This window comes from Sphaerisporangium dianthi (assembly GCF_042654065.1).
Lineage (GTDB): Bacteria > Actinomycetota > Actinomycetes > Streptosporangiales > Streptosporangiaceae > Sphaerisporangium > Sphaerisporangium dianthi.
Window position 1 is genome coordinate 233,313 of record NZ_JBHSFP010000004.1, and the last position, 23,384, is coordinate 256,696.

The window sequence follows — 23,384 nt, forward strand, 5'->3', positions numbered from 1 at the left end:
GTCAAGATCCCGGCCACTGGTGATCACATCCGGAATGGGAGAAGTCCATGATCGTAGTGACCGGGGCGACCGGGAACGTCGGCCGTACGCTCGTGCGGGCGCTCGCGGCCGCTGGGGAGGCGGTGACGGCGGTGTCCCGAGGAGTGTCGGAGGGGACCGTGCCGGACGGCGTGCCGCACAAGCGGGCGGACCTCGCCGACCCCGAGAGCCTCCGGCCGGTGTTCGACGGCGCCGACGCGCTGTTCTTCATGAACTCCGGCGCGAACGCCCACCTGCTCAGCCCGCGCGACATTCTCGACGTCGCCAAGGCCGGCGGAGTCCGGCAGGTGGTGCTGCTGTCCTCCCAGGGGGTGGTGACCCGCCCGCAGTCTCCTTCCCATGGCGTTCTGGGACGGTCCATCGAGGACGCCGTCCGGCAGTCGGGCCTGGAGTGGACGATCCTGCGTCCCGGCGGCTTCGATTCCAACGCCTACGCCTGGGCCGGGCAGGTGCGCGCCCGGCGGGCCGTCGCGGCGCCGTTCGGCGACGTCGGCCTGCCGGCCGTCGACCCGGCCGACATCGCCGAGGTCGCCGCCGCGGCGCTGCGCGAGGACGGGCACGCGGGGCAGGTCTACGAGCTGACCGGACCCGCTCTCAGCTCGCCGAGGGAGAGGGCACGGGCGATCGGCGACGCGATCGGCGAGCCGATCACGTTCATCGAGCAGACCCGCGACGAGGCCCGGGCGGAGATGCTGCGGTTCATGCCCGAGGCCGTGGCCGACACCACTCTCGCCATCATCGGCGCGCCCACGGCCGCCGAGCAACGGATCAGCCCTGACATCGAGCGGGTCCTCGGCCGCGCGCCCCGCACGTTCGCAGACTGGGCGAACCGCAACGCCGCCGCCTTCCGGTGATCGGGCCCGCGCGTCATCGCGTGGCGCTCACGCTCGCGCGCGGCGTCCACTCCCGCACGTCCGCCCGCGGCCGAAAGGTCGCGGGCGGGGGGTGGCGGAGGCGTCAGGCGTACAGGAAGTACCTGCCCTCGGAGCCACCGTAGCTCTGGTAGGAGCAGTAGTAGGAAGTCCACCATCCCCACTGGATGCCGAGCTGCCCGCCGTTCTGGCAGTCGGAGTAGTAGTAGTAGACGTACCGGATGCTCTCGGCCTGCGCGGGCGCCGTCCCGAGGGACAGCGACACGCCCGCCACGAGGGCGGCCGAGACGAGGAAAGCCCGTACTTTGCGCATTCCGATCCTCCTGCGGTGTGGAACCGGGACATGCGGGGCACCCCACAGGCTTCTTGATCGTGGAGTGGCACAGGAACTATCGCATCGGCGGGCGCCCGCTGACCAGGCGCCGCCCACGGGGTGCGGCGGGGGGAACCGGCATGACCTGCCCGATGAGCGAAGCGGGTGCGCCGGGAAAGTGAAACGTTCACCCCGCCACCGGAGCGGGCGCTGACCAGGGCAGGGACGAGGCCAGGCGCGGCCGGTGCTAAGATGTGTCCATATATAAGGCCGCCTTCCCGGTTCCGGGGGCGGCCATCCTGCTTTTCAGGTGTCCATCGGCGCGCGCACATCGCGCCCGGTCGCGCGGCCGCCATGGCGCGTCCTGTCCCTGAGAGCAGGCACGCGGGTGGCCGGCGCCTCGAAGAAGGAGAAGCATGGCCATGCCCTCGTTGCCACGGCAGCTCGCCCGCACGCGCCGTTTCGCGCTCGGAGTCCCCGGTCACGTCACCGTGTCGCCCGACGGCGGCACGGTCTTCTTCCTGCGCACCAGGGCGGGGGACGACCCGGTCTCCTGCCTGTGGGCGCTGGACGTCGCCACCGGCCGGGAGCGGCTGCTGGTGGACCCGCTTCCCCTGCTCCAAGGCGAGGAGGAACGGCTGTCGCCCGAGGAGCGGACCCGCCGCGAACGCGCCCGCGAGCTGTCGTCCGGCATCGTCTCCTACGCCGCGGACGGCGCCTGCGAGGTGCTGGCCTTCGCGTTGTCCGGCGCCTTGTGGACCTTCCGCCCTGCCGACGGCGCGGTGCGCCGGCTGCCGGTCGCCGAACCGGCGGTCGACCCGCGACCGGACCCGACGGGGCGGCGCGTCGCGTACGTCAGCGGCGGCGCGCTGCGCGTGGTGGAGGCCGACGGTGGCGGGGACCGGGTGGTCGCCGCCCCGGACGGCCCCGAGGTCGGTTTCGGGCTCGCGGAGCACGTCGCCGCCGAGTCGATGGGCCGGCACCGCGGGTACTGGTGGGCGCCGGACGGGCGCCGGGTGCTGGTGGCCAGGGTGGACACCGCTCGCGTCCAGCGCTGGCACATCGCCGACCCCATGGACCCGTCCCGCCCGCCGACCTCCTTCCCCTACCCGGCCGCCGGCACCGCCAACGCCGAGGTGAGCCTGTGGATCGCCGAGGTGGACGGGCCGGAGGGCGGGGCGCTCACCGCGGTGGACTGGGACGCCAAGGCGTTCGAGTACCTGGTAGAGGCCGGGTGGGACGCGTCCGGCCCCCACGCCGCCGTGCAGAGCCGCGACCAGCGCCGCGTCCGGGTCCTCGGCGTCGACGCCGCCACCGGACTGGCCGAGGTGCTGTCCGGGCAAGACGACGACGCCTGGGTGGAACTCGTGCCGGGCCTGCCGGCGCGGACCGCGCAGGGCGTCCTGCTGACCAGCGTCGATCAGGACGACACGCGCAAGCTCGTCGCCAGCGGCCGCCCCGTCACCCCGCCGGGGCTTCAGCTCGACGCGGTGGTCGCGGTGGACGGCGAGACGGTGCTGTTCACCGCCTCGCAGGAGGACCCTACGCAGATCCATCTGTGGGCGTACGACCCGGTTTCTGGGCTGCGGCAGGTGAGCGAGGAGCCGGGCGTGCACACCGGCACTCGCCGGGCGGGCACCACCGTCCTGTTCTCCCGGACCCTGGACCGTCCCGGCACGCGCACGCTCGTCCTGCGCGACGGCCCGGCCGAGGACGACGGCACCGGCGGCGGCATGGCGCCCGGCGAAGGCGGCGCGGAACGGCCGGTCCCCCTGGAGATCGCCTCGTCGGCCGCGTCTCCCGTGCTCGACCTGCGGGTGGAGCTGCTCGCCCTCGGGCCGCGCGAGCTGCGCGCCGCGCTGTTCCTGCCCTCCTGGCACCGCTCGGACGACGGTCCGCTGCCGGTGCTGATGGATCCCTACGGCGGGCCCGCGATGCGCAAGGTGACCGCCGAGCGGGCGTGGTGGACATATGTGTCGCAATGGTTCGCCGAGCAGGGCTTCGCGGTGCTCGCGGTGGACGGGCGCGGCACGCCCGGCCGGGGGCCGGCCTGGGAGCGGGCCGTCCACATGGACCTCGCGGACCCGGTGCTGGATGACCAGGTCACGGCGCTGCGGGAAGCGGCGCGGATGCGTCCGGAGCTGGACCTCACGAGGGTCGCCGTGCGCGGCTGGTCCTTCGGCGGGTACCTCGCCGCTCTGGCGGTGCTGCGGCGCCCGGACGTCTTCCACGCCGCCGTCGCCGGCGCTCCGGTCACCGACCAGCGGCTGTACGACACGCACTGGCGGGAGCGTCACCTCGGCCACCCCGACGAGCACCCGGAGGCCTACGACCGCTGCTCGCCGATCCTTTCGGCGGCCGATCTCAGCCGCCCGCTGCTGCTGGTGCACGGGCTGGCGGACGACAACGTGGTCGCGGCGCACACCCTGCGGTTCTCGGCGGCACTCCTGGCGGCGGGACGGCCGCACGAGGTGCTGCCGCTGCCGCGGGCGACGCACCTGCCCTCCGACGAGTCGGTGGCGGAGAACCTCCTGCTCCACCAGCTGGATTTCCTGCGACGCGCCCTCGGACTGCCGCACCGCGCGGCGCGCTGAGCGGAGCCGCGCGGGACCGGCGCCCGGGTGAGGGCGCGCGGCGGTGAATCCGTCCAGCAGAGGGCGTCAGAGGAGCTCCTCGGCCGCCGCGAGGAGTTTCAGGGCGGTCGGATGGGCCGTCCTCGCTCCCTTGGGCACCCGCGCCGAGATGCGTTGCAGCAGCACGTGGACGTCGTCGCCGGGGGAGGCGGAGGCGCTCGCGTCGCGCAGCCGTAGCAGCAGCTCCAGCCCGTACGCGGCCTGCGCGGCGAGCAGCCCAAGCAGGTGCACGTCGGCCAGCTCGCCGCGCGAGCCGCCGGAATCGCCGGAGTCGCCCGAATCGGCGGCTCCGGCGCGCTCACCGGGGCCGTCGTTCGCGCCGGGGCGGTCGTTCGCGCCGGGGCGGTCGTTCGCGCCGGTCTCGCCCGAGCCGCCGGGGCGGTGCGAGGAGTACGACCGGTCCAGCACCTCGAGCACCCCGATGCACCGCTCGTGCCGGACGAGCGGCGCGGCCATGATGCTGTTCGGGACGTACCCGGTGGACTCGGCCGCGTCGTGGGCGAACTGCGGCGTCTCGGCCACGTCGTCGGCGATCATCGGCTGGCCGCTCGCCGCGACCCAGCCGGCGATGCCCGTCCCCGGTGGGAAGCGCGTCCCCAGCAGGTGCCCCTCCCCCTTGCCCGACACCGCCTCGAAGACCAGTTCGCCGGTGTCGGGATCCACGAGGAAGACCGACGCGGCGGCCGAGTCGAACACGTGCCGGGCGACCTCCACGATGGACTGCAGCAGCCGGCGCTCGGTGATCTCTCCGTCATCGAGGGGCAGATGGTCATACAGCGACATACGCATCTCCGTTGCGTGTGACGACGTTGTTCGCGGCCAGATAGAGCACCGACTTGAGCTGGAACGGTGTCATCAGCGGATACTTGCTGAGGATGAGCGCGCAGATGCCGGTGACGTGCGGCGCGGCGAAGCTGTTGCCGCTGCTGCGGATCCTGCGGCCGCCCCGCCAGGCCACGGGGACGCGCACGCCGCGCGCGTAGAACTCGGCCGGCGGGGCGGGGTTGTAGTAGTAGACCATCGGGTTCGGCTCGTCGTGGCTGGCCACCGAGATGACCGACGAGAACGTCCACGGGAAGCTCAGCACGGGCATGTTGTGCGCGGCCGCGACGATCAGGCATCGCCGGAAGTACGCGCGGTCGGCCAGCTCGTGCAGCGCGGGCAGGAACTCGCTCCGCGTGGTCGACAGGCTGAGGTTGATCAGGTCGAACCCCTCGTCGACGGCCCAGCGCAGCCCGGCGAGCAGGGCCGCGCCGCTGCCGGACCGCCCGTCGGTCAGCACCCGAACCGACGTCAGGCTCACCGCGGGCGCGATCGACCGGATCACGCCCGCGCACGCCGTCCCGTGGCCGGCCGGGTCGGCCGGCACGCAGTCGGTGACCGCCGGCTCCGCTCCGTCGCCGTCGCCCGCGACCATGAGAGACCGTTCGAGGCCGCCCACCATCGGATGCGCGGCGTCGACGCCGGTGTCGAGCAGGCAGACGCGTACCCCGGCCCCGCGCGCGCCGCCCCACGCCCATTGCTGGGTGACCCGCTCGTGGCGGATGACCCCGAAGTCCTCCAGGGCCAGCCTGGAGGTGGCGGCGCTCCAGGCGGGCAGGCCGGGGAAGTGCTCGCGCCGCTCGCGGCGCCACGGTGGCTGCGTCACCGGGGTCCTTTCTGCTCGGCGATCCACGCGCGGATCCGCCCGGCGGGCAGGTCGGCGCCCTTGGCGGTGTAGTCGCGCAACGCGCGTTCGGCGGCCGCGGCCGCCTCGGCGGGATGCCCGGCCGCTTGGTAGGCGACGGCGAGGTCGACCATCACATCGCCGCGCAGGCACGGGTCGTCGGTACGGTGCAGCTCCCGCTCCGCCCGGCCCGCGAAGGCGAGGGCGGCGCGGTGGTCGCCGCCGAGGGAGGCGAGCCGCCCGCGCACGGCGAGCAGGACCAGCTCGCCGCGGGTCTGCAGGCGGCCGCCGCCCGCCTCCAGCCGGTCGAGCGCCTCCCCGGCCTCCGGGGCCAGGCCCTGCCGCAGCAGCTCGCGCGCCGCGTACACCTCCAGCGTCCTGGCCGGTTCGGCGTGCCCGGCCCGGTGCAGGGCCGCCGCGCACCGCCGGAACAGCGTCTCGGCCGCCGCGTGCCGGCCGACGAGCGACTCCACCAGGCCGCGCACCTGGTTCACCGCGGTCGCCGCCATGTCGAGGTGGAGGTCGCTGGTGTGCTGTTCGGCGGTGGCCAGCACGGTCCGGGAGGCGGTGACGTCCCCGGCCAGGGCCAGCAGGCGGGCCTCGGTGAGCAGCACGGGGATGAGCAGCGCCCGGTCCCCGCCGAACCTGGCCGACAGCTCGGCGCACAGCGCGAGGCTCTCGCGCAGCGGCGTCGGGGACCACTGGGCCAGCTCGCACAGCCCGCTGAGCAGGCGGTCCTCCTCGTACCCGTCCCCCAGTGACCGGGCGCGGACGAGGCCCTCGCGCAGCGCGGCCTCCGCGGCCCCGGAACGGCCCGCGAGGGTGCTCACCAGCGCTTCGAACTGGTGGAAGCGGCACCAGCCCAGGTCGTCGCCGGGGTCGCCGGCGAGCAGGTCGCGCAGCGGCTCGGGCGCGGCGGGTCGGGTGCCGAAACGCACCGCCAGCGTCTCGCGCTGGATCGCGCAGGTGAGCCGGGTCCGCCGGTCGTCCGGCAGCATGCGCTCGGCGGTGTCCAGCGCGGCGAACGCCCGGCCGCCGTCGCCGCGGGCCAGCCCGGCGTCGCAGATGCGGACCGCGAGGGGGCGGTGCTCGGGGTTCCCCGCGGGCAGCAGGTCGCGCCCGCGTTCCAGCAGGGCGAGGGCGGCGGGCAGGTCGTTGCGGTGCAGCGCCTGGGTGCCCTCGTCGATGAGGGCGCGCGCGGCCCGTTCGGTGAGCGCCGGCAGCAGCGGGTCGTCCGGCCGGACCTCCCGCCGGAGGAGGCAGGCGGCCTCCAGGTGGTGGGTCAGGTCGCCGTGCGAGGACTCCTCGTCCGACCCGTCGCGCCGCGGCCTCGCCGTCCCGGCCGGCCTGGACAGCCGGTCGGCCAGGGCCAGGTGCCACTCCGCTCGCAGCTCCTTGCGCGTCATGGCGTAGACCGTGTCGCGGGTGAGGGTCTGGGTGAACTGGTAGGAGCCGGGCGCCTCCCGCCGGCGGACCATGCTGCGCCGCAGCAGGCGCCGCAGCAGCTCGTCGACCGCCGGCTGCCCGTCCATGCCGTCCTGGCACAGCAGGTGAAGCTGGTCGGCGGTGAAGACGTGGCCGATGGTCGAGGCCCGCTCCAGCACCTCGCGCTCGCCGTCGCCGAGCCGGTCCAGGCGTGCGCCGAGCAGGGCCTGGATCGTGGGCGGCAGGGGCGCGTCCTCCCCCTCCTCGGCCAGGGTCTCCAGCATGAGCTCGGCGAACAGGGGGTTGCCGTCGGAGCTCTCGGCGACCCGTACGCACACGCCGTCCATGCCATGGCCGACCACCTCGGCCTCCGGCGTCCGGGCCGCCGACAGCGTGGCGACCAGGAGCTCCATCTGGGCGTGGTCGAGCGCGCCGAGTTCCAGCGACGAGGAGCACGCCATGCCTCCGCCCCAGGTCGGGCGGGCTTCGAGCAGTTCGGGCCTGGCCACGCAGACCAGCAGGACCGACACGTCCACCAGCCACGTCGCGAGGTCGTCGATCAGGTCGAGGAGCGTCGGCTCCGCCCAGTGCAGGTCCTCCCAGACGACCACGAGCGGCCGGTGCCGTGCCAGCGCCTCGAACAGGGTCCGCACCGCGCGCGCGACCTCCTCGACCCTGGCCACCTCGCCGCCCCGCGGCGTGCGCGAGGCGTCGGCGGTCATCAGGCCGCGCAGGGCAGGCACGCTCGTGGGCTCCACCGCCGGGGTGATGTCCGCCCAGGCGCCGTTGAGGGATTCGAGCATCTCGGCCACCGGCCGGTAGGTGATCCCGGCCCCGTACGAGCGGCACCGGCCGGAGATGACGGTCACCTCCTCGGGCAGGGTGTGGACGAAGTCGCGCACGAGCCGGGACTTGCCGATGCCGGGCGTGCCGAGCAGCGTGACGACGCAGCATCGGCGGCCCCGCGACGCGCGCCGGTACGACTGGCGGAGCTGTTCCATCTCGTCGTCGCGGCCGATGAGCGGGACGGCGTCGTCGCCGCGCCGCGTGGTCTCCGGCTCCAGCGACGACACCCGCCACGCCCGCACGGGGCCGCTCTTGCCCTTCAGCGTGAGCGGCGGCACGGCCTCCAGGCGCGCCTGCGTCCGGACCATGCGGGCGACCTCGTCCCCGACGAGGATCTCGCCGGTGCCCGCCGCCGACTGCAGCCGGGCCGCCGTGTTGACGGTGTCGCCGATGACGCGCAGGTCGGAGCCGGGCATGTCGATGACCACGGCCTCACCGGCGGAGACGCCACAGTGCACCTCCAGCCGGAGCCCGTGCGTCGGGGCGAGCCCGTCGCTCAGCTCCCGTACCCGGGCCAGGGCGGTGTGGGCGGCGCGGACCGCGCGCAGGGCGTCGTCCTCACTGCTGATCGGGATGCCGAACACGGCCATGATCGCGTCGCCGATGAACTTCTCCACCACGCCGCCGTGCTCGCCGATGCCCGACGTGCACGCCTGGTAGTACCGGTCCAGGATGTGCCGCAGCAGCTCCGGGTCGAGACGCTCGGCCAGCTCGGTCGATCCGACCAGGTCGATGAACAGGACGACGACGTGGCGGCGCGCGGGGCGGGGCGCCCTGGTGGTCATACGAGCTTCAGTTCATGGCCCTCGACCTCGCCCGCCACGGCGTCCAGGCGGGTCTTGATGGAGTTCAGCAGATCGACCTCCGGCCGGCTCAGCTCCGCGAACACCTGCCGCTGCCGTTCGCTGAGCAGGTCGATCGGATGACCGGCCTCGCGCAGGATGGTCAACGCGTCGAACGGCTTCGGCCCGGTCCGAATCTCGCGGCTGTCCATCGGCCACCTCCTGGTCGCGCCCGCCGCGGCCTGCAGGCCGCCCGGCGACTCACACGCTAGACACGCGGGGTTTGGCGGCAGTATGGCGCCGCCATGCCGTCGCCATACTGGCCCCAAACTGGCCCGAAACTGGACGCCCCTAGCGTGTGGTTCGCCGCCGGGCGGCTCCGGCCACGCGCCTTCGCGGGGGCGCCATGGCCGGGCCGGACGCGGACGCTCCTCGACCGAGCGGACGGAGGTGGAACCGTGAACGAGCCGCCCTCGCTGCGCCGCAACCTCCGCTTCCAGGTGCTCTGGGCGGGATCGGCGACCTCCGAGCTGGGATCGGCGATCACCTGGGTGGCGTTCCCGCTGCTGATCCTGGCCGTCACCGGCTCGGCCGTGACGGCGGGACTGGTCGGCGCCTGCCGCGTCACCGCCAACCTGCTGGTCTCCCTGCCCGCGGGGGTGTGGGTGGACCGGTGGGACCGGCGGCGCATCCTGGTGTGCGCCGAGGCGGTCCGGGTCCTCGCCCTGGCCTCCCTCGCGTTCGCGGTCTTCGCGGGCAGGGTGGCGTTGTGGCACGTCGTCGTGGTGGCGGTGGCCGGCGGCGCGGCGGACGCGTTCTTCGATCCGGCGCGTTCGACCGCGATCCGTGCCGTCGTGCCCGCGGAGCGGCTGCCGTCGGCGTACGCGCAGGAGGAGGCGCGCACGCACGCGGCGTCCCTGGCCGGGCCGCCGCTGGGGGGCCTGCTGTTCGGCCTGGGACGGGGCATCCCGTTCGCCGTCGACGCGTTCACCTACCTGGTCTCGCTGGTGTGCGTCCTGCTGGCCAGGGTGCCCCGCCGGCCGGAGACGGCCGCGGAGCCGGGCGGGACCAGGATTCGCGAGGACGTCGCGGAGGCGGGCCGCTGGCTTTGGCGCCAGGACGGGCTGCGCGCAGGTCTGGCGTTCGCCCTGCTGGCGAACCTCGTCGCGAACGCGCTGCTCCTGCCGGTGATCGTGATGGTCGAGGCGCGGGGCGGCGGCTCGGCCGCGGCGGGCGTCGTGCTGGCGGGCATCGGGCTGGGCGGCCTGCTCGGGGCCACCGTCTCGGCCAAGATCGGAAGCCTGCTGCCGCCTGGCAGGCTGATGCTGGCGGTGGTGGGCTTCTTCGCGCTGGCGGTGTGCGCGACCGCTCTGCCGATGGGCCCGTACTGGCCGGTCGTCACGCTCTTCCTGGCGATGGTCGCGGTGCCGTCTCTGACCGTGGTGCTGCGCGTCCTGCTCGCCACGCTGGTGCCCGACACCATGATGGGCAGGGTCACGTCGTTGTTCACGATGGCGACGATGGGGCTGACCCCGCTCGGGCCCCTGCTGGGAGGCGTGCTGGCGCAGTACGCCGGCGGCGCCGCCGCGCTGGTGCTCATCGGCGGCCTGCTCCTTTCGGGATGCGCCCTGGCCGCGGTCAGTCCCGCGCTGCGCGGCCTCGGCGCCGGCTCAGACCCGGTGATCTCCGCGAAGTTCGGTCGCGAACCGGTGGGCGAGCGGTGACATGGTGTAGGCCATGGACTGGGCCACCACCTCGGCGCCGTTCGCCGCAGGCTGCGGCACCGACAGGATGTTCGCCTCCAGGAGCGACTCGATGGCCAGCTCGGCCGATCTGCCGGTGCCGTCCAGCGCGGCCACCAGCTCGTCGTGGCTGAACGGCGGCCCGGCCAGCGCGCCGAGGGCCAGGAACGCCGGGCGGTGCGTCCACGAGGGCTGGTTGTAGCACTCCTCGAAGCGGTCGCGCAGGCACGTCTCCCCCGCGACGAACTCGTCCAGCACGCTCTCGGAGTGCTCCAGCCGGTCGGCCAGATGGCCGACCGGCACGTGCCGGAGCCCGGCGAGCCTGCCGCCGAGCAGGCGCAGGACCAGGGGAGACAGCCCGAACCTTTCGAAGATCGCCCTGACGGCGGGCAGGTCGCCGAGCACCCGCTCATGCCCGATCAGGCGGCCCAGGAACTCGATGCCCTCGGCCGGCGACAGCTGCGCCAGCCCCACCCGGGTCACCGACTCCAGCCCGCTGAGCCGGCTCCGGCTGGTCACCAGGACCTTGCTGGCCGTGGTGCCGGGAAGCAGCGTGCGGACGCTGGACTCGTCGGGGGAGTCGTCGAGGATCAGCAGGATCTTCCGGTTGGCGAGCCAGGACCGCCAGACCGATGCCAGCACGTCGTCGTCGTGGACGGCGGCGACGTTCAGCCCGACGGCCTCCAGGATCTCCCGCTGGAGGTCGACGGTGGCCCTCGGGTCCCCGCCGTGGCGGCGCAGGCCGACGACGAGCGCGCCGTCCGGGAAGCCGGATGCCAGCATGTGCGCGACGTGCACGGCCAGGGCGGTCTTGCCGATGCCGGGCTCGCCGGTGATGAGAGTGACGGCGGCCGCCTCGCCGACGATGCGCCGCACCTCGTGCTCGCGGCCGACGAAGTCGGCGATGTCGCGCGGCAGCTGGTTGGCGAGGCTCTGGATCGGCCGCGTGCGCGTGGCGGCGGGGTGGCCCGCCGCGCCCACGGGCCGCCGTCCGTCGCCCTTGAGGATCTCCTGGTAGAGGTTCCTGAGCACGGGGCTCGGGTCGAGGCCCATCTCTGCGGCGAGGTGGCGGCGCAGGACCTCGAAGTGCGACAGGGCCTCGGAGGTGCGCCCGCACCGGTACAGCGCGGTCATCCTCGCGGCGGCGATGCGCTCGCGCGAGGGGAAGCGCGGGGCGAGGGCGTCCAGCGAGGCCAGGGCCTCGACGTGGCGGCTCAGCTCGATCTCCAGTTCCACCCAGTCCTCGTAGACCGACAGGAACAGATCGGTGGAGCGGGTGATCTCCTTCGCGACCAGGGGCACGTGGCAGAACTCGGCCAGGGGCGGGTCGTGCCACATGCGCACGGCCTCGGCGAGCAGCTCGGCCGCGACCGCGAGGTCTCCGGCGCGGACTGCGGCGCGGCCCGACCTGGCCAGGTCGAGGAAGCGCAGCAGGTCCAGTTCGGCGGGGTCGGCGTAGAGCCGGTAGCCCCATCCTTCGAAGCTGAGCCGGCAGCCGAAGATCTTCCGTAGCCCCGACACGTAGACCTGCAGGTTCTTGCGCGCCGTCCGCGGCGGGCGCTCCCCCCACAACGCGTCGATCAGCTGGTCCGACGGGATGACGGCGTTCGCGTGGCAGAGCAGGATCGCCAGCAGGAGCCGCTGCTTCGGCGCGCCGATGATGGCCGTGCGATCGTCCACCCGGACCTCGAGCGGGCCGAGTATCGAACAGTGCAGTCGGAACGGAGCCGCGTTACCCATACGCTTTCCTTGATTTCGCGCCGCTTCTGTGGTGGTCACCGGACGCGGCCGGCGATCGGCGCGCCCAGCAGGAGGAAGTCGACGATCTCGATCGGAGGGGGAGCGCCGGCGCTTCGCAGGGCGTCCAGATGGCGCTTTCTGATCATGAGCGCGGCGGCGGCCGAGACGGCGGTCCCCCCGGCCCTGGACTCGAACCAGCGCCAGTCGCCGTCCACATTGACCTCGAGGAACACCACCTCCGTCCCGCGGAGCAGCAGGTCGAACGCGCCGTAGGCCAGGCCCCAGAGCTCCGCGAGCCGGCGTACGGCCTCCGCCGCCGCCGCGGGGACGGCCGCCGTCGTCACCGGCACCTCCGCTCCGTCGCGCCACGGCGAGTCAGGAGAGGGTTTGGCGACCGCGTAGGCGTGGACGGCCCCGTCCACGTAGTAGACCCGGAGCTCGGAGTCGTGCTCGACGTACTCCTGCACCATGACCGGGAAGTCCAGGGCCGGACGGCGGGTGAGTTCCTCGCGGTGCGCGATCTGGGGGAACACTCCGACCAGCAGCCCGGGCGCCGTCTCGACGAAGTGCTCGTCCACCACCTTGACCACGAACCGGCGGCCCGCCATCCGCGTGGCCGCCGCGGCGGGGTCGGTGGTGACCGTCGTCTCGGGGACGCGGACTCCGGCGCGCGCGGCGCCGGCGAGCTGTTCGAGGTGGCCGGGGCCGCTCATGGGCAGGTTCGACGGCGCCAGCGAGGCCAGCTGGCGGGCCAGGGCCGCCCAGGAGTCGGCGCGCACCATGGTGAGGGCCGGGTCCGCGGCGCCGGGCATCGCCCGGGGGGAGAAGTGACGCGCCCAGACGACGGTCGGGGCGATGCGACGGCCGTCCAGGGTGAGGGCGCGGTCGCCGACCCGGAGGGACAGATCCAGCGCCGTCACGCCCTCGGCGTCGATCCGTACACTCGGGACGCCGAGGCGGCGCAACATGGTCTGCAGGACGGCGAACTCGCCGCATCCGGCCCGGTCGGCGAGGACGACGCATGGCGTCGCGGTCAGGGCGCCGTCGGGTTTCGGCGGCGACCACGACACCGTGCCGTGCGACGAGCGCAGGTCAACGGTGACGGGAGGGCCGTGGAGCCGGCTGGGAAGATCGTTCGCCGAACCGCCGACAGGCGCTAACAACGTCCGTCCGCAACCACGGGCCGGCGGAAACCGTCACAGGCGTCTTCCCCCCAGGCTCCACGCGAAATCACCATGCTGTTCACGTACACACCTCCACCAGTCGCGATGATGGCGAATTATTGACAAGAGGATGTATATGTGGAGAATAGGCGGCTTTGACCTGCTATGTGGGGAGTTCGTGACTCAATGAGAGCACGAGTCAGCATGGTCTGCAAGCCGTGTTTCCGCAGGTAGACAATTTTGACAGTCGAATGATCCGGGTGGTTCTTACCGGAGCGCCGGAGCGTTCGTCACGCATTTTGTGCGGTGCGCCGTGTCCGAAACGGGGTCGCCGCCGGCCGCTTTGAAAAGATCGGCGGATTTCACCGTTCGGAACGCGGAAGGTGATGCGCCCGCCTTGTTCCGCCGCCGGACCTGAGTGCGGGTCATGTCAATGCAGGCAGCGCGGGACGCGCCCGCACAGTGGCCGGCCCCGCCGGGCCCCGGCCGCGGCCGGGCCGTGCGGGCGTGGCCGGCGCTCGCGGACGGCGGCGCGTTCGCGAGCGTCATGGGTGAACGCGCCGGTCCGAAAGCCCTCGGCGCCCGAAGGATCGGCATGGTTCGCCGGGGACGGCGCAAGTGGGCGGCCCTCGCGCGAGGCCCGCCCGTCCGGCGGCGAAACTTTCACGCGCTTTCTCCGCCGTGGCTCGTCCACCGAGCCTCACGCGGACCTGACGTCCGAACCGTTGACGATCGCGGTCGTTACATCTACGTTGCAGGACACGACACGAAATATCTCGGGAACGATCCGAAAGTTTCGGAGACGTTGCCCGAACCATTGTCGGGGGCCGCGAGATCGTCATCGAAGACCACGAGTGAGGATCCATGAAACGTCTCCTGCTGGGAGTGATCGCCATCGCGCTCGCGCTGGCCCTGCCCACGTCGGCGTACGCCGGCGGACCGGGCGGCGGACCCGGCGGCGGCCACGCGCCGCACGACCTGCGCGAGCTGGCGCACAAGCTCAGGGTGTACATCGGCTCGACCGTCGACGTCACGGCCCTGGCGGACGAGGCGGACTACCGTAAGGTGCTCAACCGCGAGTTCTCGCACGTCACCGCCGAGAACGCGATGAAGTGGGAGTCGGTCGAGCCCCAGCGCGGCGTCTACACCTGGGACGGCGCCGACGCCGTCGTCAAGAACGCGCAGCGCAACGGCCAGAACGTCCGCGGGCACACCCTCATCTGGCACAACCAGCTCCCCGTCTGGCTCACCGAGGGCGTCGCCGACGGAAGCATCGACGCCAAGGAGCTGCGCAAGATCCTGCGCGAGCACATCATGACCGAGGTCGGGCGCTACCGGGGCAAGGTACGCGCCTGGGACGTGGTCAACGAGGTGGTGGACGACGAAGGCAACATGCGTCAGAGCATCTGGATGACCAACCTCGGCCCCGGCTACATCGCCGACGCCTTCCGCTGGGCGCACCAGGCCGACCCGCACGCCAAGCTCTACATCAACGACTACAACCTCGAGTGGAACACCGCCAAGATCAACACCACCCTCGGGATCGTCAAGGACCTCCAGTCCAAGCGCGTGCCGATCCACGGCATCGGCTTCCAGGGGCACCTGGGCATCCAGTACGACTACCCGGGCGACTTCCCGAACGTCATGCGCCAGTTCACCGATCGCGGCCTGGAGGCCGCGATCACCGAGGCGGACGTGCGCATGGTGCTGCCGGTGACGCCCGAGAAGCTCGCCACCCAGGCCGCCTACTACCAGCGCATGCTGTCCACGTGCGCGGCCAACCCGCGCTGTGCCGAGTTCACCGTCTGGGGCTTCACCGACCGCCACTCGTGGGTTCCCGGCGTCTTCGCCGGGGAGGGCGCCGCCTGCATCATGGACGAGAACCTGGCGCACAAGCCCGCCTACGACGCCCTGCTCGGCGTCCGCAGGGCCTGACGGGCGTCCCGCCCGAGGCATGACACACGTCCGGCGGCCACCAGTGAGGGCCGGTCGCCGGACCGCGGCCCGGGGGAGTGCGGGCTCCCCCGGGCCCGCCGGTTCAGCGGCGCGGCAGACGGCGGCCGACCGCGGCAGACCTTGACGCATACCGCGATCAGGACGTGCGTGCTGTTCCTTCCACGAAGATCTCCCCGAGAGGGTCAGCGGCTCCCGCGCCCGGCGCTCCGGCCGAGGACGTGGTAGGTCTCGCCGCGGGCCAGGCAGTGCACGCGGCCGGAGAGCCCCAGACGGTTGACGTGCTGCCGGAAGTCTTCCAGCCCCGAGGTGAACGCCTCGTAGTCGTCGTAGTGGATGGGCACGTTGTGGGCGGCGCCGATCAGCTCCACCCACTGGGCGCCCTGCATCCCGTCCATGGTGACCAGCAGAGTGCCGAGCAGCTTGGTGCCGCCCAGGTGCACTATGGCCAGGTCGATGTCGGGGAACCGCCGGGGGATCGCGTGCAGCCGCTCGTCCAGCAGCGTGTCCCCGCTGATGTGCACGCGCAGGTCCACATCGCCGTCGTTCCCGCCGAAGTCCAGCATGCTGCCCATGACCGGCGGCAGGAACCGCTCGGCCGGTCCCGGCGCGTGACGGGCCGGCAGTGAGGTGATTCTCAGGCGGCGCCCGTCGCGGATCATCACCCGGTCCTGCCAGGTCGAAAGGCCGATCGCGTTGCCGAAGCCCTGGCGCCTGAGCCGTGCGGCGGCGTGCGAGGTGGTGAAGATCGGCAGGCGCTTGTCCAGGCCCCGGCGCGTCACCCGGTCCCAGTGGTCGCCGTGCATGTGGGACAGCACGACGGCGTCGACGGCCGGCAACCGCCCGATCTCCATCGCCGGATCGGTGCGGCGGCGCGTGCTCAGACCCCAGCCCAGATACGCGCGTTGCCCGCGGTGCAGAAAGTTCGGATCGGTCAGGAGCGTGAAGCCATGACAGCGGATCAGCGTCGTGGCGTTCCCGATGAAGTACACGCTCGCTTCGGTCGGATCAGACATCTCGATCCCCCGTTCCCTGGAATCTCAGGGTATGCAAAGAGGTCGGGGCCGAGGCGCGCGGGGCTAGCCGAAGGGCAGACCGACGTAATTCTCCGCCAGCGTCTTCGCCGCGGCCTCCGACGAGGTCACGTAGTCCAGGTAGGACAGCTGGAGCCGCTGCTCGTAGGGGTCCTGGGACTCGAAGGTGTGCAGCAGCGTCGTCATCCACCACGAGAAGTGCTGCGCCCGCCACACCCTGCGCAGGCACGCCTGGGAGTACCCGTCCAGCAGCTCGCCGGAGCCGGTCTCGTACCACTGGGTGAGCGCCTCGGTCAGCACCCGCACGTCGGCCACCGCCAGGTTCAGCCCCTTGGCGCCGGTCGGCGGGACGATGTGCGCGGAATCCCCGGCCAGGAACAGCCGCCCGTACTGCATGGGCTCCGCCACGAAGCTCCGCATGGGCGTCAGGCCCTTTTCGGTGATCTCGCCGGTGGCCAGGACGAAGCCGGGGACGGTCTCGAGCCGGGTCTTCAACTCGGCCCAGACGCGCTCGTCGGGCCAGGCGTCGATGTCCTCACCCAGGGGGACCTGCAGGTAGAAGCGGCTGACCTCAGGAGAGCGCATGCTGTGCAGGGCGAACCCGCGGTCGGTGCGCGCGTAGATGAGCTCCTCCGCCGACGGCTTGACCCGGGCCAGGATGCCCAGCCAGGCGAACGGGTACTCGCGCTCGTACTCCGTCAGCACGCCCGCCGGGATCGACGGGCGCGAGACGCCGTGGAAACCGTCGCATCCGGCGACGAAGTCGCAGTCGAGCCGCTCGCCGCCGAAGGTCACGTACGGCCGGTCGGTGCCGAGGTCGTGCAGGGCCGCGTCGTCCACCTCGAACCGGAGGTCCCCGCCGTCGGCGAGCCGGGCGGCGATCAGGTCCTTGACGACCTCCTGCTGGCCGTAGACGGTGATCGACCGCCCCGGGACGAGCTCTTCGAAAGCGATGCGATGCCCCGCGCCGTCGTACCTCAGTTCGATGCCCTGATGGGGAAGGCCCTCGCGGCGGAGCCGGTCGCCCACGGCGGCGGCGGTGAGGGTGTCGACCGTGCCCTGCTCCAGCACGCCCGCCCGTACCCGCTTCTCGACGTGGTCTCGGCTCTGACGCTCCAGCACCACCGAGGAGATGCCCCGCAGGTGGAGGAGATGGGAGAGCAGAAGGCCCGCGGGGCCCGCTCCGATGATGCCGACCTGAGTTCTCATGTGAAGAAGCATCCTTCACGCACGGGCCGGGTGCGAGCCGATGCTTTCACCCTGTGGAAGAGCGGCCGATCGTCCACAGCCTGTGGACGATCGGCCGCGCACGCGCGAGATCGCCCGCGCGCGCACGCGCCGTCGCGACGGCTCAGCCGACGGAGAAGATCTCCCGCAGGTAACGCAGCTGCACGTCACGCTGGCGGCTCGCGCCGCCCTCATGGCCGTTCCACGGCCACACCGTGATGTCCTTCGGCCCCGCCCAATGGTTGTAGGCGGCGAAGACCGTCGACGGCGGGCAGATGAGGTCCATCAGCGCCACCGAGTACAGGGCCGGCACCCGGCCGCGAGCGGCGAAGTTGACCCCGTCGAAGTACGACAGCGTGCGGAACACCTGCTCCTCGCTGTCGCGCAGCGAGGACAGGAACTGCACGATCTCCTGGTACGGGAAGCGATCGGTGATCTCGACGGCCCGCCGGAAGTGCGTCAGGAAGGGCACGTCGATCACCGCCGCCTTGACCTTCGGCTGCAGCGCCGCGGTGGCCTGCGCGATGCCGCCGCCCTGGCTGGCGCCCGAGACCGCGATGCGCTCGGCGTCCACGGAGGGGTGCGCGGCGGCCACGTCCACCGCGCGCACGGCGTCGGTGAAGACCCGCCGGTAGTAGTACTGCTCGGGATCGAGGATGCCCCTGGTCATCATGCCGGGCGCCTGCGGGTGGCCGCCGCCGTGCGGGTCGCCGGTCGCACCCGGGCTCTGGATGTTCGCGCCGCCCTGGCCGCGCGTGTCCACTATCAGCGCCGCGAAGCCGGCGGCGGGCCACACCGTGTGGTCGATGGGCAGCCCTCGCCCTCCGGAGTAACCGATGTACTGCACCACGCACGGCACCTGCTCGGCGCCCTCCGGCACCAGCATCCACGCCTTGATCGGATCGCCGCCCCATCCGGCGAACGTGGTGTCCTGGACCCGCACGCCGGTCAGCGGAGCGTCGTAGTCGGCGAAGTCGGGCGCGAGGTCATGGCCGGCGGCCTCGTCGAGGGTCGTCTTCCAGAACGCGTCGAAGTCGGCGGGTTCGTCACGCTCCGGACGGTACTCCCGCAGCTCCGGCAACGGCAGGTCGAACAGGGCCATATACCTCTCCAAGGGTGAATGAGGCCACCGAGTGAGCGCGCCGCTCGATGCGCACGGGTGGGCGGAGCGCGTCGCGATCGCATGCTATCCGCGAGGAGATGTGCCAGTCGATGTCCGGACATAGGCGCATTCGGGCGTTTTGCGTTCGGAGAGTGACCGGGATCCTGACGGCAGATGGCATATATGCACGACACAGTGGACTCGTCACCACCTCAAGGAGGACAACTGTGCCACGAGCGAGCGGTGCCTTCACCATCGACGGCTGGGAGCCCGAGACCTACGACGAGCGCGAAGGGGCGACCCTGTCCCGCGTCCACGTCACCAAGACCTTCCATGGCGACCTGGAAGGCACCAGCACCACCGACATCCTCACCGCGATGGCGCAGGTCGAAGGCTCGGCCGCCTACGTGGGGTTCGAACGCTTCACCGGCGCCCTCCACGGCCGCAAGGGAACCTTCGTCCTGCATCACAACGCCACCGGATCCGCCGGGGAGCAGTCGCTGAGCTGGACCGTCCTCCCGGACTCCGGCACCGGCGAACTCGCCGGCATCCGCGGCGGCGGACACATCGTCAAGGACGGCGGCGCCCACACCTACACCCTCGACTACGACCAGCTCTGACAATCGTGGGACCTCAGGGCCGCGCCTTCCTCCGGCCGCTCGCGGCCACTCTGCACGAAGCCGTGGAAATCGCCGCAGACATGACATCCTGATCTTGTATGGCGTAACCCCTGCTCAAGCCATCGGCCGACGCTTACCTGAAGGGCCGATGCTCGTAACGGATGCCGCGAAGATGGTTCCGTATCAGAAGATTGTGGACACCCGCTTCACCGGTGAACCAGGGATGAAGCCGATCCCTTGCTAGGCTGCAAGCATCTGTTAGCAACCCGGCGCCGTCCCATCCCTGGCTGATGGGGCCGTTGAGAAGTGGGGTCACACCGTGAAGAAGCTGCTCGTTCTCGCGCTCGTCGCCCTTGGGGGGCTGCTGGTCTGGCGCAAGGTGCAGGCCGACCGCGCCGAGCTCGACCTGTGGACTGAGGCCACCGGCAGCGAGAACTGACCACCTGGGCAGCCGAACGGGTGCGTGAATGGCTCTGGATCAAGGCGGAGGTGATGGCATGACCGACGCCTCACCCATCAGGCTCGCCTGCCTCGATCTGGCCGGCACCACGATCGGTGACATCGCCATGGTGGAGCGGGCGTTCGCCGAGGCGATCGCGACGCAGGGCATAGTCCCCGGGACCGGGGCATACGCGCGGGCCATGGTGCACGTGCATCGGTCCCGGGGATGTCCCAAGATCGAGGTCTTCCGCGGCATCTTCCCCGACAACGAGGCACAGGCACAGGCGGCCAACCTCACCTTCGAGCGCTCCTACGAGGGCGCCATCGACCGCGCAGGCCTTCTCCCCATCCCCGGCACCGTCGAAGCCCTGGAGAAGCTCCGCGCCGCGGGCGTGAAGATCTGCATCATCACCGGCTTCAGCCGCGCCACCCTCGGCAGGGTCCTCGGCGTCGTCGGCTGGATGGACAAGATCGACCTCGCCCTCTGCCCCGAGGACGCCGGCCGCGGCCGCCCTTGGCCCGACATGGTCCTCACGGCCCTCCTGCGGCTGCGCGTCGACGACGTCCGCGAGGTGGCCGTCGTGGGCGACTCCGAGAGCGACATGCTCTGCGGCAGCCGAGCCGGCGCCTCCATCGTGGCCGGAGTCCTGTCCGGCGTCCACAGCCGCGAACGCCTCCTCCGCGGCGGCGCCACCACGATCATCGACTCCATCGCCGACTTCCCCGCCCTCGTCCTCGACAGTGCCCCGGCCAACGCGCCAGTAGCCACCTCCTCCCGGTAAGCTGTCCTCCGAACAAGGGGCCTTAGCTCAGTTGGCAGAGCGCCTGCTTTGCAAGCAGGATGTCAGGAGTTCGAATCTCCTAGGCTCCACCCCAGCTCAAAGGCCACCTCCCATGATCGGGACGTGGCCTTTTCGATGCGTACAGCACGGAAATACAGCAACGGCTACGACTCCAGCCGGTCACCGAGCCGCTTGAGGGCCTTGCGAGTCTCTTCGGAGGAGACCTCGCTGTAGATGTTCATGGTCACCGAGATCTGGCTGTGCCGGAGGATCTGCATGGCCACGCGGGGGTGGACGTCGAGCGCGACGAGCAGGGACGCGCAGGTCTTGCGGGTGGCGTGCACGTGGACCTTGCGTACCTTGGCCTTGTCGCAGGCGCCGGCGAAGCTGCGCCGGAAGTTCGAGGGTTCGATCGGCCGCCCGCTCGCCGTGGTGAACACGAGCCCGGTCTCCTGCCACGAGTCCCCCGCCGCCTTACGGGCTTCATCATGTGCCCGTTGACGGGCACGGAGCGCCACCGTCACGATCTCGGGAAACGGCAGCGTCGCGTCCGAGGCGTCCGTCTTGGTCTGCCGGTGCAGCAGCTTGCCGGCGACTCGCTGGAGTTGCCAGCCGATGGTCATCTCGGTGTTGGTGAGATCAACGTCCTCCCAGCGCAGTCCCAGTGCCTCCCCGAGGCGCAGGCCGAGCACGAGGACCAGGACGTAGGCCGGGTACATCGGATCTTCACGAGTTCGGGCGGACTCCAGGAAGGCCCGCGCCTCCTCGACCGACCACGGCTTGACCTTGCGCTTGCGAGGCATCGGCATCCTGACGTTGGCCGCGACGTTACGGCTCAGCACCTCTTCCCTTACGGCGTTGCTCAGCGCGGCCCGCAACGTCATGTACGCGTCGCGGACCGTCCACTCCGAAGGCTTGGACATGCAGCACTTCCCCACCGCGCAACACCGCTGCCGACGCTTTGGGTTGCTGTGCGCCTTGAACCGCGCCGGGATTGATGGAGACTCTGATGTGCCCCGACTTCCGTGGAGTCGGCTTGCTCGACTCTCATGCCAGATGGGTGTTCGGGTAGAGCATCTCGTATTCGATCGGGGTGTGCATTTTCAGGGCGCTGTGGCGTCGTTGCCGGTTGTGGAAGATCTCCAGGTAGTCGAAGATCGCGTTCGCCAGCTCGATCCGGGTCTTCCAGCGTTGGCGGTTGAGCAGCTCGGTTTGCATTCGGCCCCAGAACGACTCGATGACCGCGTTGTCGAAGCAGTCGCCGATGGAACCCATCGACGGGATGAGGCCGGATGCGCGGGCGCGGCGGGTGAAGGCCCAAGAGGTGTACTGCACGCCGTGATCGGAGCGGAGCAACATGCCGACGGTGGGTCGGCGATTGTGGATGGCCATGCCGAGCGCGTTGGTGACCAGGGTGGCGGTCTGGCTGCTGTCGATGGACCAGCCGACCACGCGGCGGGAGTAGGCGTCCAGCACGACGCAGCAGTAGACCTTGCCCTCCCTCGTCGGGTGCTCGGTGATGTCGGTGACCCAGAGCTGATCCGGTCCGGTCCGGGCGAACTGCCGGTCCACCAGATCGGCCGCGGTCGGGGTCTGATGGACGGAGCGTCGGCGTCTGTTGGCGCCGGATTCGCCGTCCTCCGTCCCACCGACCCGGCGCCGGAGAAAGGCCCGCTCGGGGCGGGGAGAGCGTCGCACCCGGCGATGGTGAGTGGTCAGCGCAGCGGGCATCACACCAGCGAAGGTCAGCGGCCGGCGCACCAGGCGGTGACACATGGGTTCACCGGGCCCGGCTCTCCACCCCCGGCCATGTGCAGGAGATGGCCGGCGCCGGGGCGGCGGGTCGTGGTACGGCGACGCTGGCGCCTGTTACGGCGCCGGAGCCGGTGAACCTTCGCCGGACAGCGCACTAGCTGGAAGGGGTGCGGATGCAGGCGGTGATGGGGGTGTTGTCGGTGCCGCTGGTGGTGGCCTGGAAGCCGAAGGTGGTGGAGGCGCCGGGCGCCAGCGCTCCGTTGTAGCTCGCGTTCGTGATCGTGTACGGATTGGCGAAGTCATCCAGGCTGGCGTTCCAGACTCGGGTGATCTGCTGGCCGCCGGGGAAGGTGAGGGTAACCGTCCAACCGGTGGTCGCGGTGGTGCCGGTGTTGGTCACGACCACCTTCCCCTGGAACGCGCCGGGCCAGTCGCCGGCCGGGCTGTACACGGCCGTACAGCCCCTGGTCGGGCAGGCCGGGACGTAGACGGTGACCGGTGAGGTGAAGGCGGAGTAGTTGCCCGTCGCGTCACGCGCCCGTACCCGGAAGCGGTAGACCCCCACACCGGACTGGGTGAACGACGTGGTCGTCGTGGTGCCGACCAGGGCGAACGTGCCGCCGGTGGCGCCGGGCGCACGCCAGATCTCGTATCCGATGACGCCTACGTTGTCCGTCGAGGCGGTCCAGGTCAGCGTCACCGAGCCGCAGGTGACGGTCGAGGTCGGCGTACCTGGCGTCGTGGGCGGCTGCGGCTCCGGCGTCATCGTCGGGCAGGGGGGGAGCACGACCCGCACCGGCTCGGTGAAGGCGGAGGTGTTGCCGGCCGCGTCGCGTGCCCGCACCTCGTACAGGTACAGCCCCATGATGGGCTGGGTGTACGAGGTCGCCGAAGTCGTCCCGACCGGGACGAACGTGCCGCCGCTGTAGGGCGCGCCGTACACGTCGTAGCCGGTGACCCCCATGTTGTCGGTGGAGGCGGTCCAGTTCAGCGTCACCGACAGGGGATTGCATCCGACCGTGCTGCTCAGCCCGGTGGGAACCGTCGGCGGGGTGGTGTCGGCGAGCGGCGCGATCCTCGCCGGAGCCGTCGCCGAGAACGCGGGCGTGGTCGCCCCGAGCCCGGCCAGCGCGGCGAGGGCAGCGAGAACGATGGAGATGACTCGCCGTTGCATGGTGACTCCCTGGCGGCCAGGAGGCGGGGCGGTGGCCTGCATACCGATCGACGCGCTACACAGACGGTAGAAGTG

The 23,384-nt window shown here is 71.6% G+C and carries 20 protein-coding genes and 1 tRNA gene; 8 read left to right on the plus strand and 13 right to left on the minus strand.

Translation table 11 applies throughout. From position 1 onward, the window contains the following. Positions 1-47 precede the first annotated feature (47 nt). The gene (locus ACFO60_RS08960; RefSeq protein WP_380839038.1) at positions 48-893 is read left to right on the plus strand and encodes an NAD(P)H-binding protein; all 846 of its coding nucleotides are present in this window, start codon (positions 48-50) and stop codon (positions 891-893) included. Between the two features lie 103 nt (positions 894-996). Here the strand turns inward: ACFO60_RS08960 and ACFO60_RS08965 are convergent, their stop codons facing one another. Beyond that, the gene (locus ACFO60_RS08965; protein WP_380839040.1) at positions 997-1,224 is read right to left on the minus strand and encodes a hypothetical protein; all 228 of its coding nucleotides are present in this window, start codon (positions 1,222-1,224) and stop codon (positions 997-999) included. A 422-nt stretch (positions 1,225-1,646) separates the two neighbouring features. Between ACFO60_RS08965 and ACFO60_RS08970 the strand changes: the two genes are divergently transcribed. Beyond that, complete coding sequence (locus tag ACFO60_RS08970) at positions 1,647-3,818, plus strand: S9 family peptidase (protein ID WP_380839041.1); 2,172 nt, start codon at positions 1,647-1,649, stop codon at positions 3,816-3,818. A 66-nt stretch (positions 3,819-3,884) separates the two neighbouring features. On the opposite strand, the gene ACFO60_RS08975 is transcribed toward ACFO60_RS08970, so the two are convergent. Genes ACFO60_RS08975 through ACFO60_RS08990 form a run of 4 tightly spaced genes read right to left on the minus strand, consistent with a single transcriptional unit; the run spans position 3,885 to position 8,788 of the window. Beyond that, positions 3,885-4,640, minus strand: coding sequence for a GAF domain-containing protein (locus tag ACFO60_RS08975; RefSeq protein WP_380839043.1), 756 nt, complete (start codon positions 4,638-4,640; stop codon positions 3,885-3,887). Then, complete coding sequence (locus ACFO60_RS08980; protein ID WP_380839045.1) at positions 4,627-5,505, minus strand: S8 family serine peptidase; 879 nt, start codon at positions 5,503-5,505, stop codon at positions 4,627-4,629. Before ACFO60_RS08980 ends, ACFO60_RS08975 begins: the two co-directional genes overlap by 14 nt. Further along, positions 5,502-8,579 (minus strand): AAA family ATPase, encoded by a 3,078-nt coding sequence (locus tag ACFO60_RS08985; RefSeq protein ID WP_380839047.1) that lies wholly within the window; start codon positions 8,577-8,579, stop codon positions 5,502-5,504. The genes ACFO60_RS08980 and ACFO60_RS08985 overlap by 4 nt, the downstream gene beginning before the upstream one ends. After that, complete coding sequence (locus tag ACFO60_RS08990; RefSeq protein WP_380839049.1) at positions 8,576-8,788, minus strand: aroma-sacti cluster domain-containing protein; 213 nt, start codon at positions 8,786-8,788, stop codon at positions 8,576-8,578. The genes ACFO60_RS08985 and ACFO60_RS08990 overlap by 4 nt, the downstream gene beginning before the upstream one ends. A 246-nt stretch (positions 8,789-9,034) precedes the next feature. Between ACFO60_RS08990 and ACFO60_RS08995 the strand changes: the two genes are divergently transcribed. Continuing rightward, a complete protein-coding gene (locus ACFO60_RS08995; protein ID WP_380839051.1) occupies positions 9,035-10,300 on the plus strand; it encodes an MFS transporter in 1,266 nt (421 codons plus the stop codon). On the opposite strand, the gene ACFO60_RS09000 is transcribed toward ACFO60_RS08995, so the two are convergent. Both ACFO60_RS09000 and ACFO60_RS09005 read right to left on the minus strand, forming a co-directional pair. Further along, positions 10,247-12,058, minus strand: a complete 1,812-nt coding sequence (locus ACFO60_RS09000) for an AfsR/SARP family transcriptional regulator (RefSeq protein ID WP_380839053.1) — start codon at positions 12,056-12,058, stop codon at positions 10,247-10,249. The genes ACFO60_RS08995 and ACFO60_RS09000 overlap by 54 nt on opposite strands. Positions 12,059-12,093: 35 nt before the next feature. After that, positions 12,094-13,221 (minus strand): ATP-grasp domain-containing protein, encoded by a 1,128-nt coding sequence (locus ACFO60_RS09005; RefSeq protein WP_380839054.1) that lies wholly within the window; start codon positions 13,219-13,221, stop codon positions 12,094-12,096. Between the two features lie 864 nt (positions 13,222-14,085). Here ACFO60_RS09005 and ACFO60_RS09010 point away from each other — a divergent pair. Beyond that, the gene (locus ACFO60_RS09010) at positions 14,086-15,156 is read left to right on the plus strand and encodes an endo-1,4-beta-xylanase (protein ID WP_380839055.1); all 1,071 of its coding nucleotides are present in this window, start codon (positions 14,086-14,088) and stop codon (positions 15,154-15,156) included. A gap of 203 nt (positions 15,157-15,359) precedes the next feature. Here ACFO60_RS09010 and ACFO60_RS09015 read toward each other — a convergent pair whose 3' ends face one another. From ACFO60_RS09015 to ACFO60_RS09025, 3 genes are all read right to left on the minus strand, one after another. Further along, positions 15,360-16,190, minus strand: coding sequence for an MBL fold metallo-hydrolase (locus ACFO60_RS09015; protein WP_380839056.1), 831 nt, complete (start codon positions 16,188-16,190; stop codon positions 15,360-15,362). Between the two features lie 63 nt (positions 16,191-16,253). After that, positions 16,254-17,417, minus strand: coding sequence for a 4-hydroxybenzoate 3-monooxygenase (gene pobA, locus ACFO60_RS09020; RefSeq protein ID WP_380839058.1), 1,164 nt, complete (start codon positions 17,415-17,417; stop codon positions 16,254-16,256). A gap of 142 nt (positions 17,418-17,559) precedes the next feature. Continuing rightward, complete coding sequence (locus tag ACFO60_RS09025; protein ID WP_380839059.1) at positions 17,560-18,537, minus strand: acetylxylan esterase; 978 nt, start codon at positions 18,535-18,537, stop codon at positions 17,560-17,562. A 227-nt stretch (positions 18,538-18,764) separates the two neighbouring features. On the opposite strand from ACFO60_RS09025, the gene ACFO60_RS09030 reads away from it, so the two are divergent. From ACFO60_RS09030 to ACFO60_RS09045, 4 genes are all read left to right on the plus strand, one after another. After that, complete coding sequence (locus tag ACFO60_RS09030; RefSeq protein WP_380839060.1) at positions 18,765-19,157, plus strand: DUF3224 domain-containing protein; 393 nt, start codon at positions 18,765-18,767, stop codon at positions 19,155-19,157. 319 nt (positions 19,158-19,476) lie between these two features. Then, on the plus strand, positions 19,477-19,596 hold the full coding sequence (locus ACFO60_RS09035; protein ID WP_211264163.1) for a DLW-39 family protein: 120 nt from the start codon (positions 19,477-19,479) through the stop codon (positions 19,594-19,596). A gap of 58 nt (positions 19,597-19,654) precedes the next feature. Continuing rightward, entirely contained in the window at positions 19,655-20,380 is a 726-nt protein-coding gene (locus ACFO60_RS09040) for an HAD-IA family hydrolase (RefSeq protein WP_380839062.1), read from the plus strand. A gap of 16 nt (positions 20,381-20,396) precedes the next feature. Next, positions 20,397-20,469: transfer RNA gene (locus ACFO60_RS09045), tRNA-Ala, on the plus strand. A 75-nt stretch (positions 20,470-20,544) separates the two neighbouring features. On the opposite strand, the gene ACFO60_RS09050 is transcribed toward ACFO60_RS09045, so the two are convergent. The 3 genes from ACFO60_RS09050 to ACFO60_RS09060 form a co-directional block, all read right to left on the minus strand. After that, positions 20,545-21,303: a tyrosine-type recombinase/integrase gene (locus tag ACFO60_RS09050; protein WP_380839063.1), complete on the minus strand. Its 759-nt coding sequence runs from the start codon at positions 21,301-21,303 to the stop codon at positions 20,545-20,547. Between the two features lie 124 nt (positions 21,304-21,427). Further along, positions 21,428-22,156 carry an IS3 family transposase gene (locus tag ACFO60_RS09055; RefSeq protein ID WP_380839064.1) on the minus strand — a complete coding sequence of 243 codons (729 nt, stop codon included), beginning with the start codon at positions 22,154-22,156 and terminating at the stop codon, positions 21,428-21,430. Positions 22,157-22,289: 133 nt separating this feature from the next. Further along, the gene (locus ACFO60_RS09060) at positions 22,290-23,309 is read right to left on the minus strand and encodes a cellulose binding domain-containing protein (protein WP_380839065.1); all 1,020 of its coding nucleotides are present in this window, start codon (positions 23,307-23,309) and stop codon (positions 22,290-22,292) included. Between the last annotated feature and the right edge of the window lie 75 nt (positions 23,310-23,384).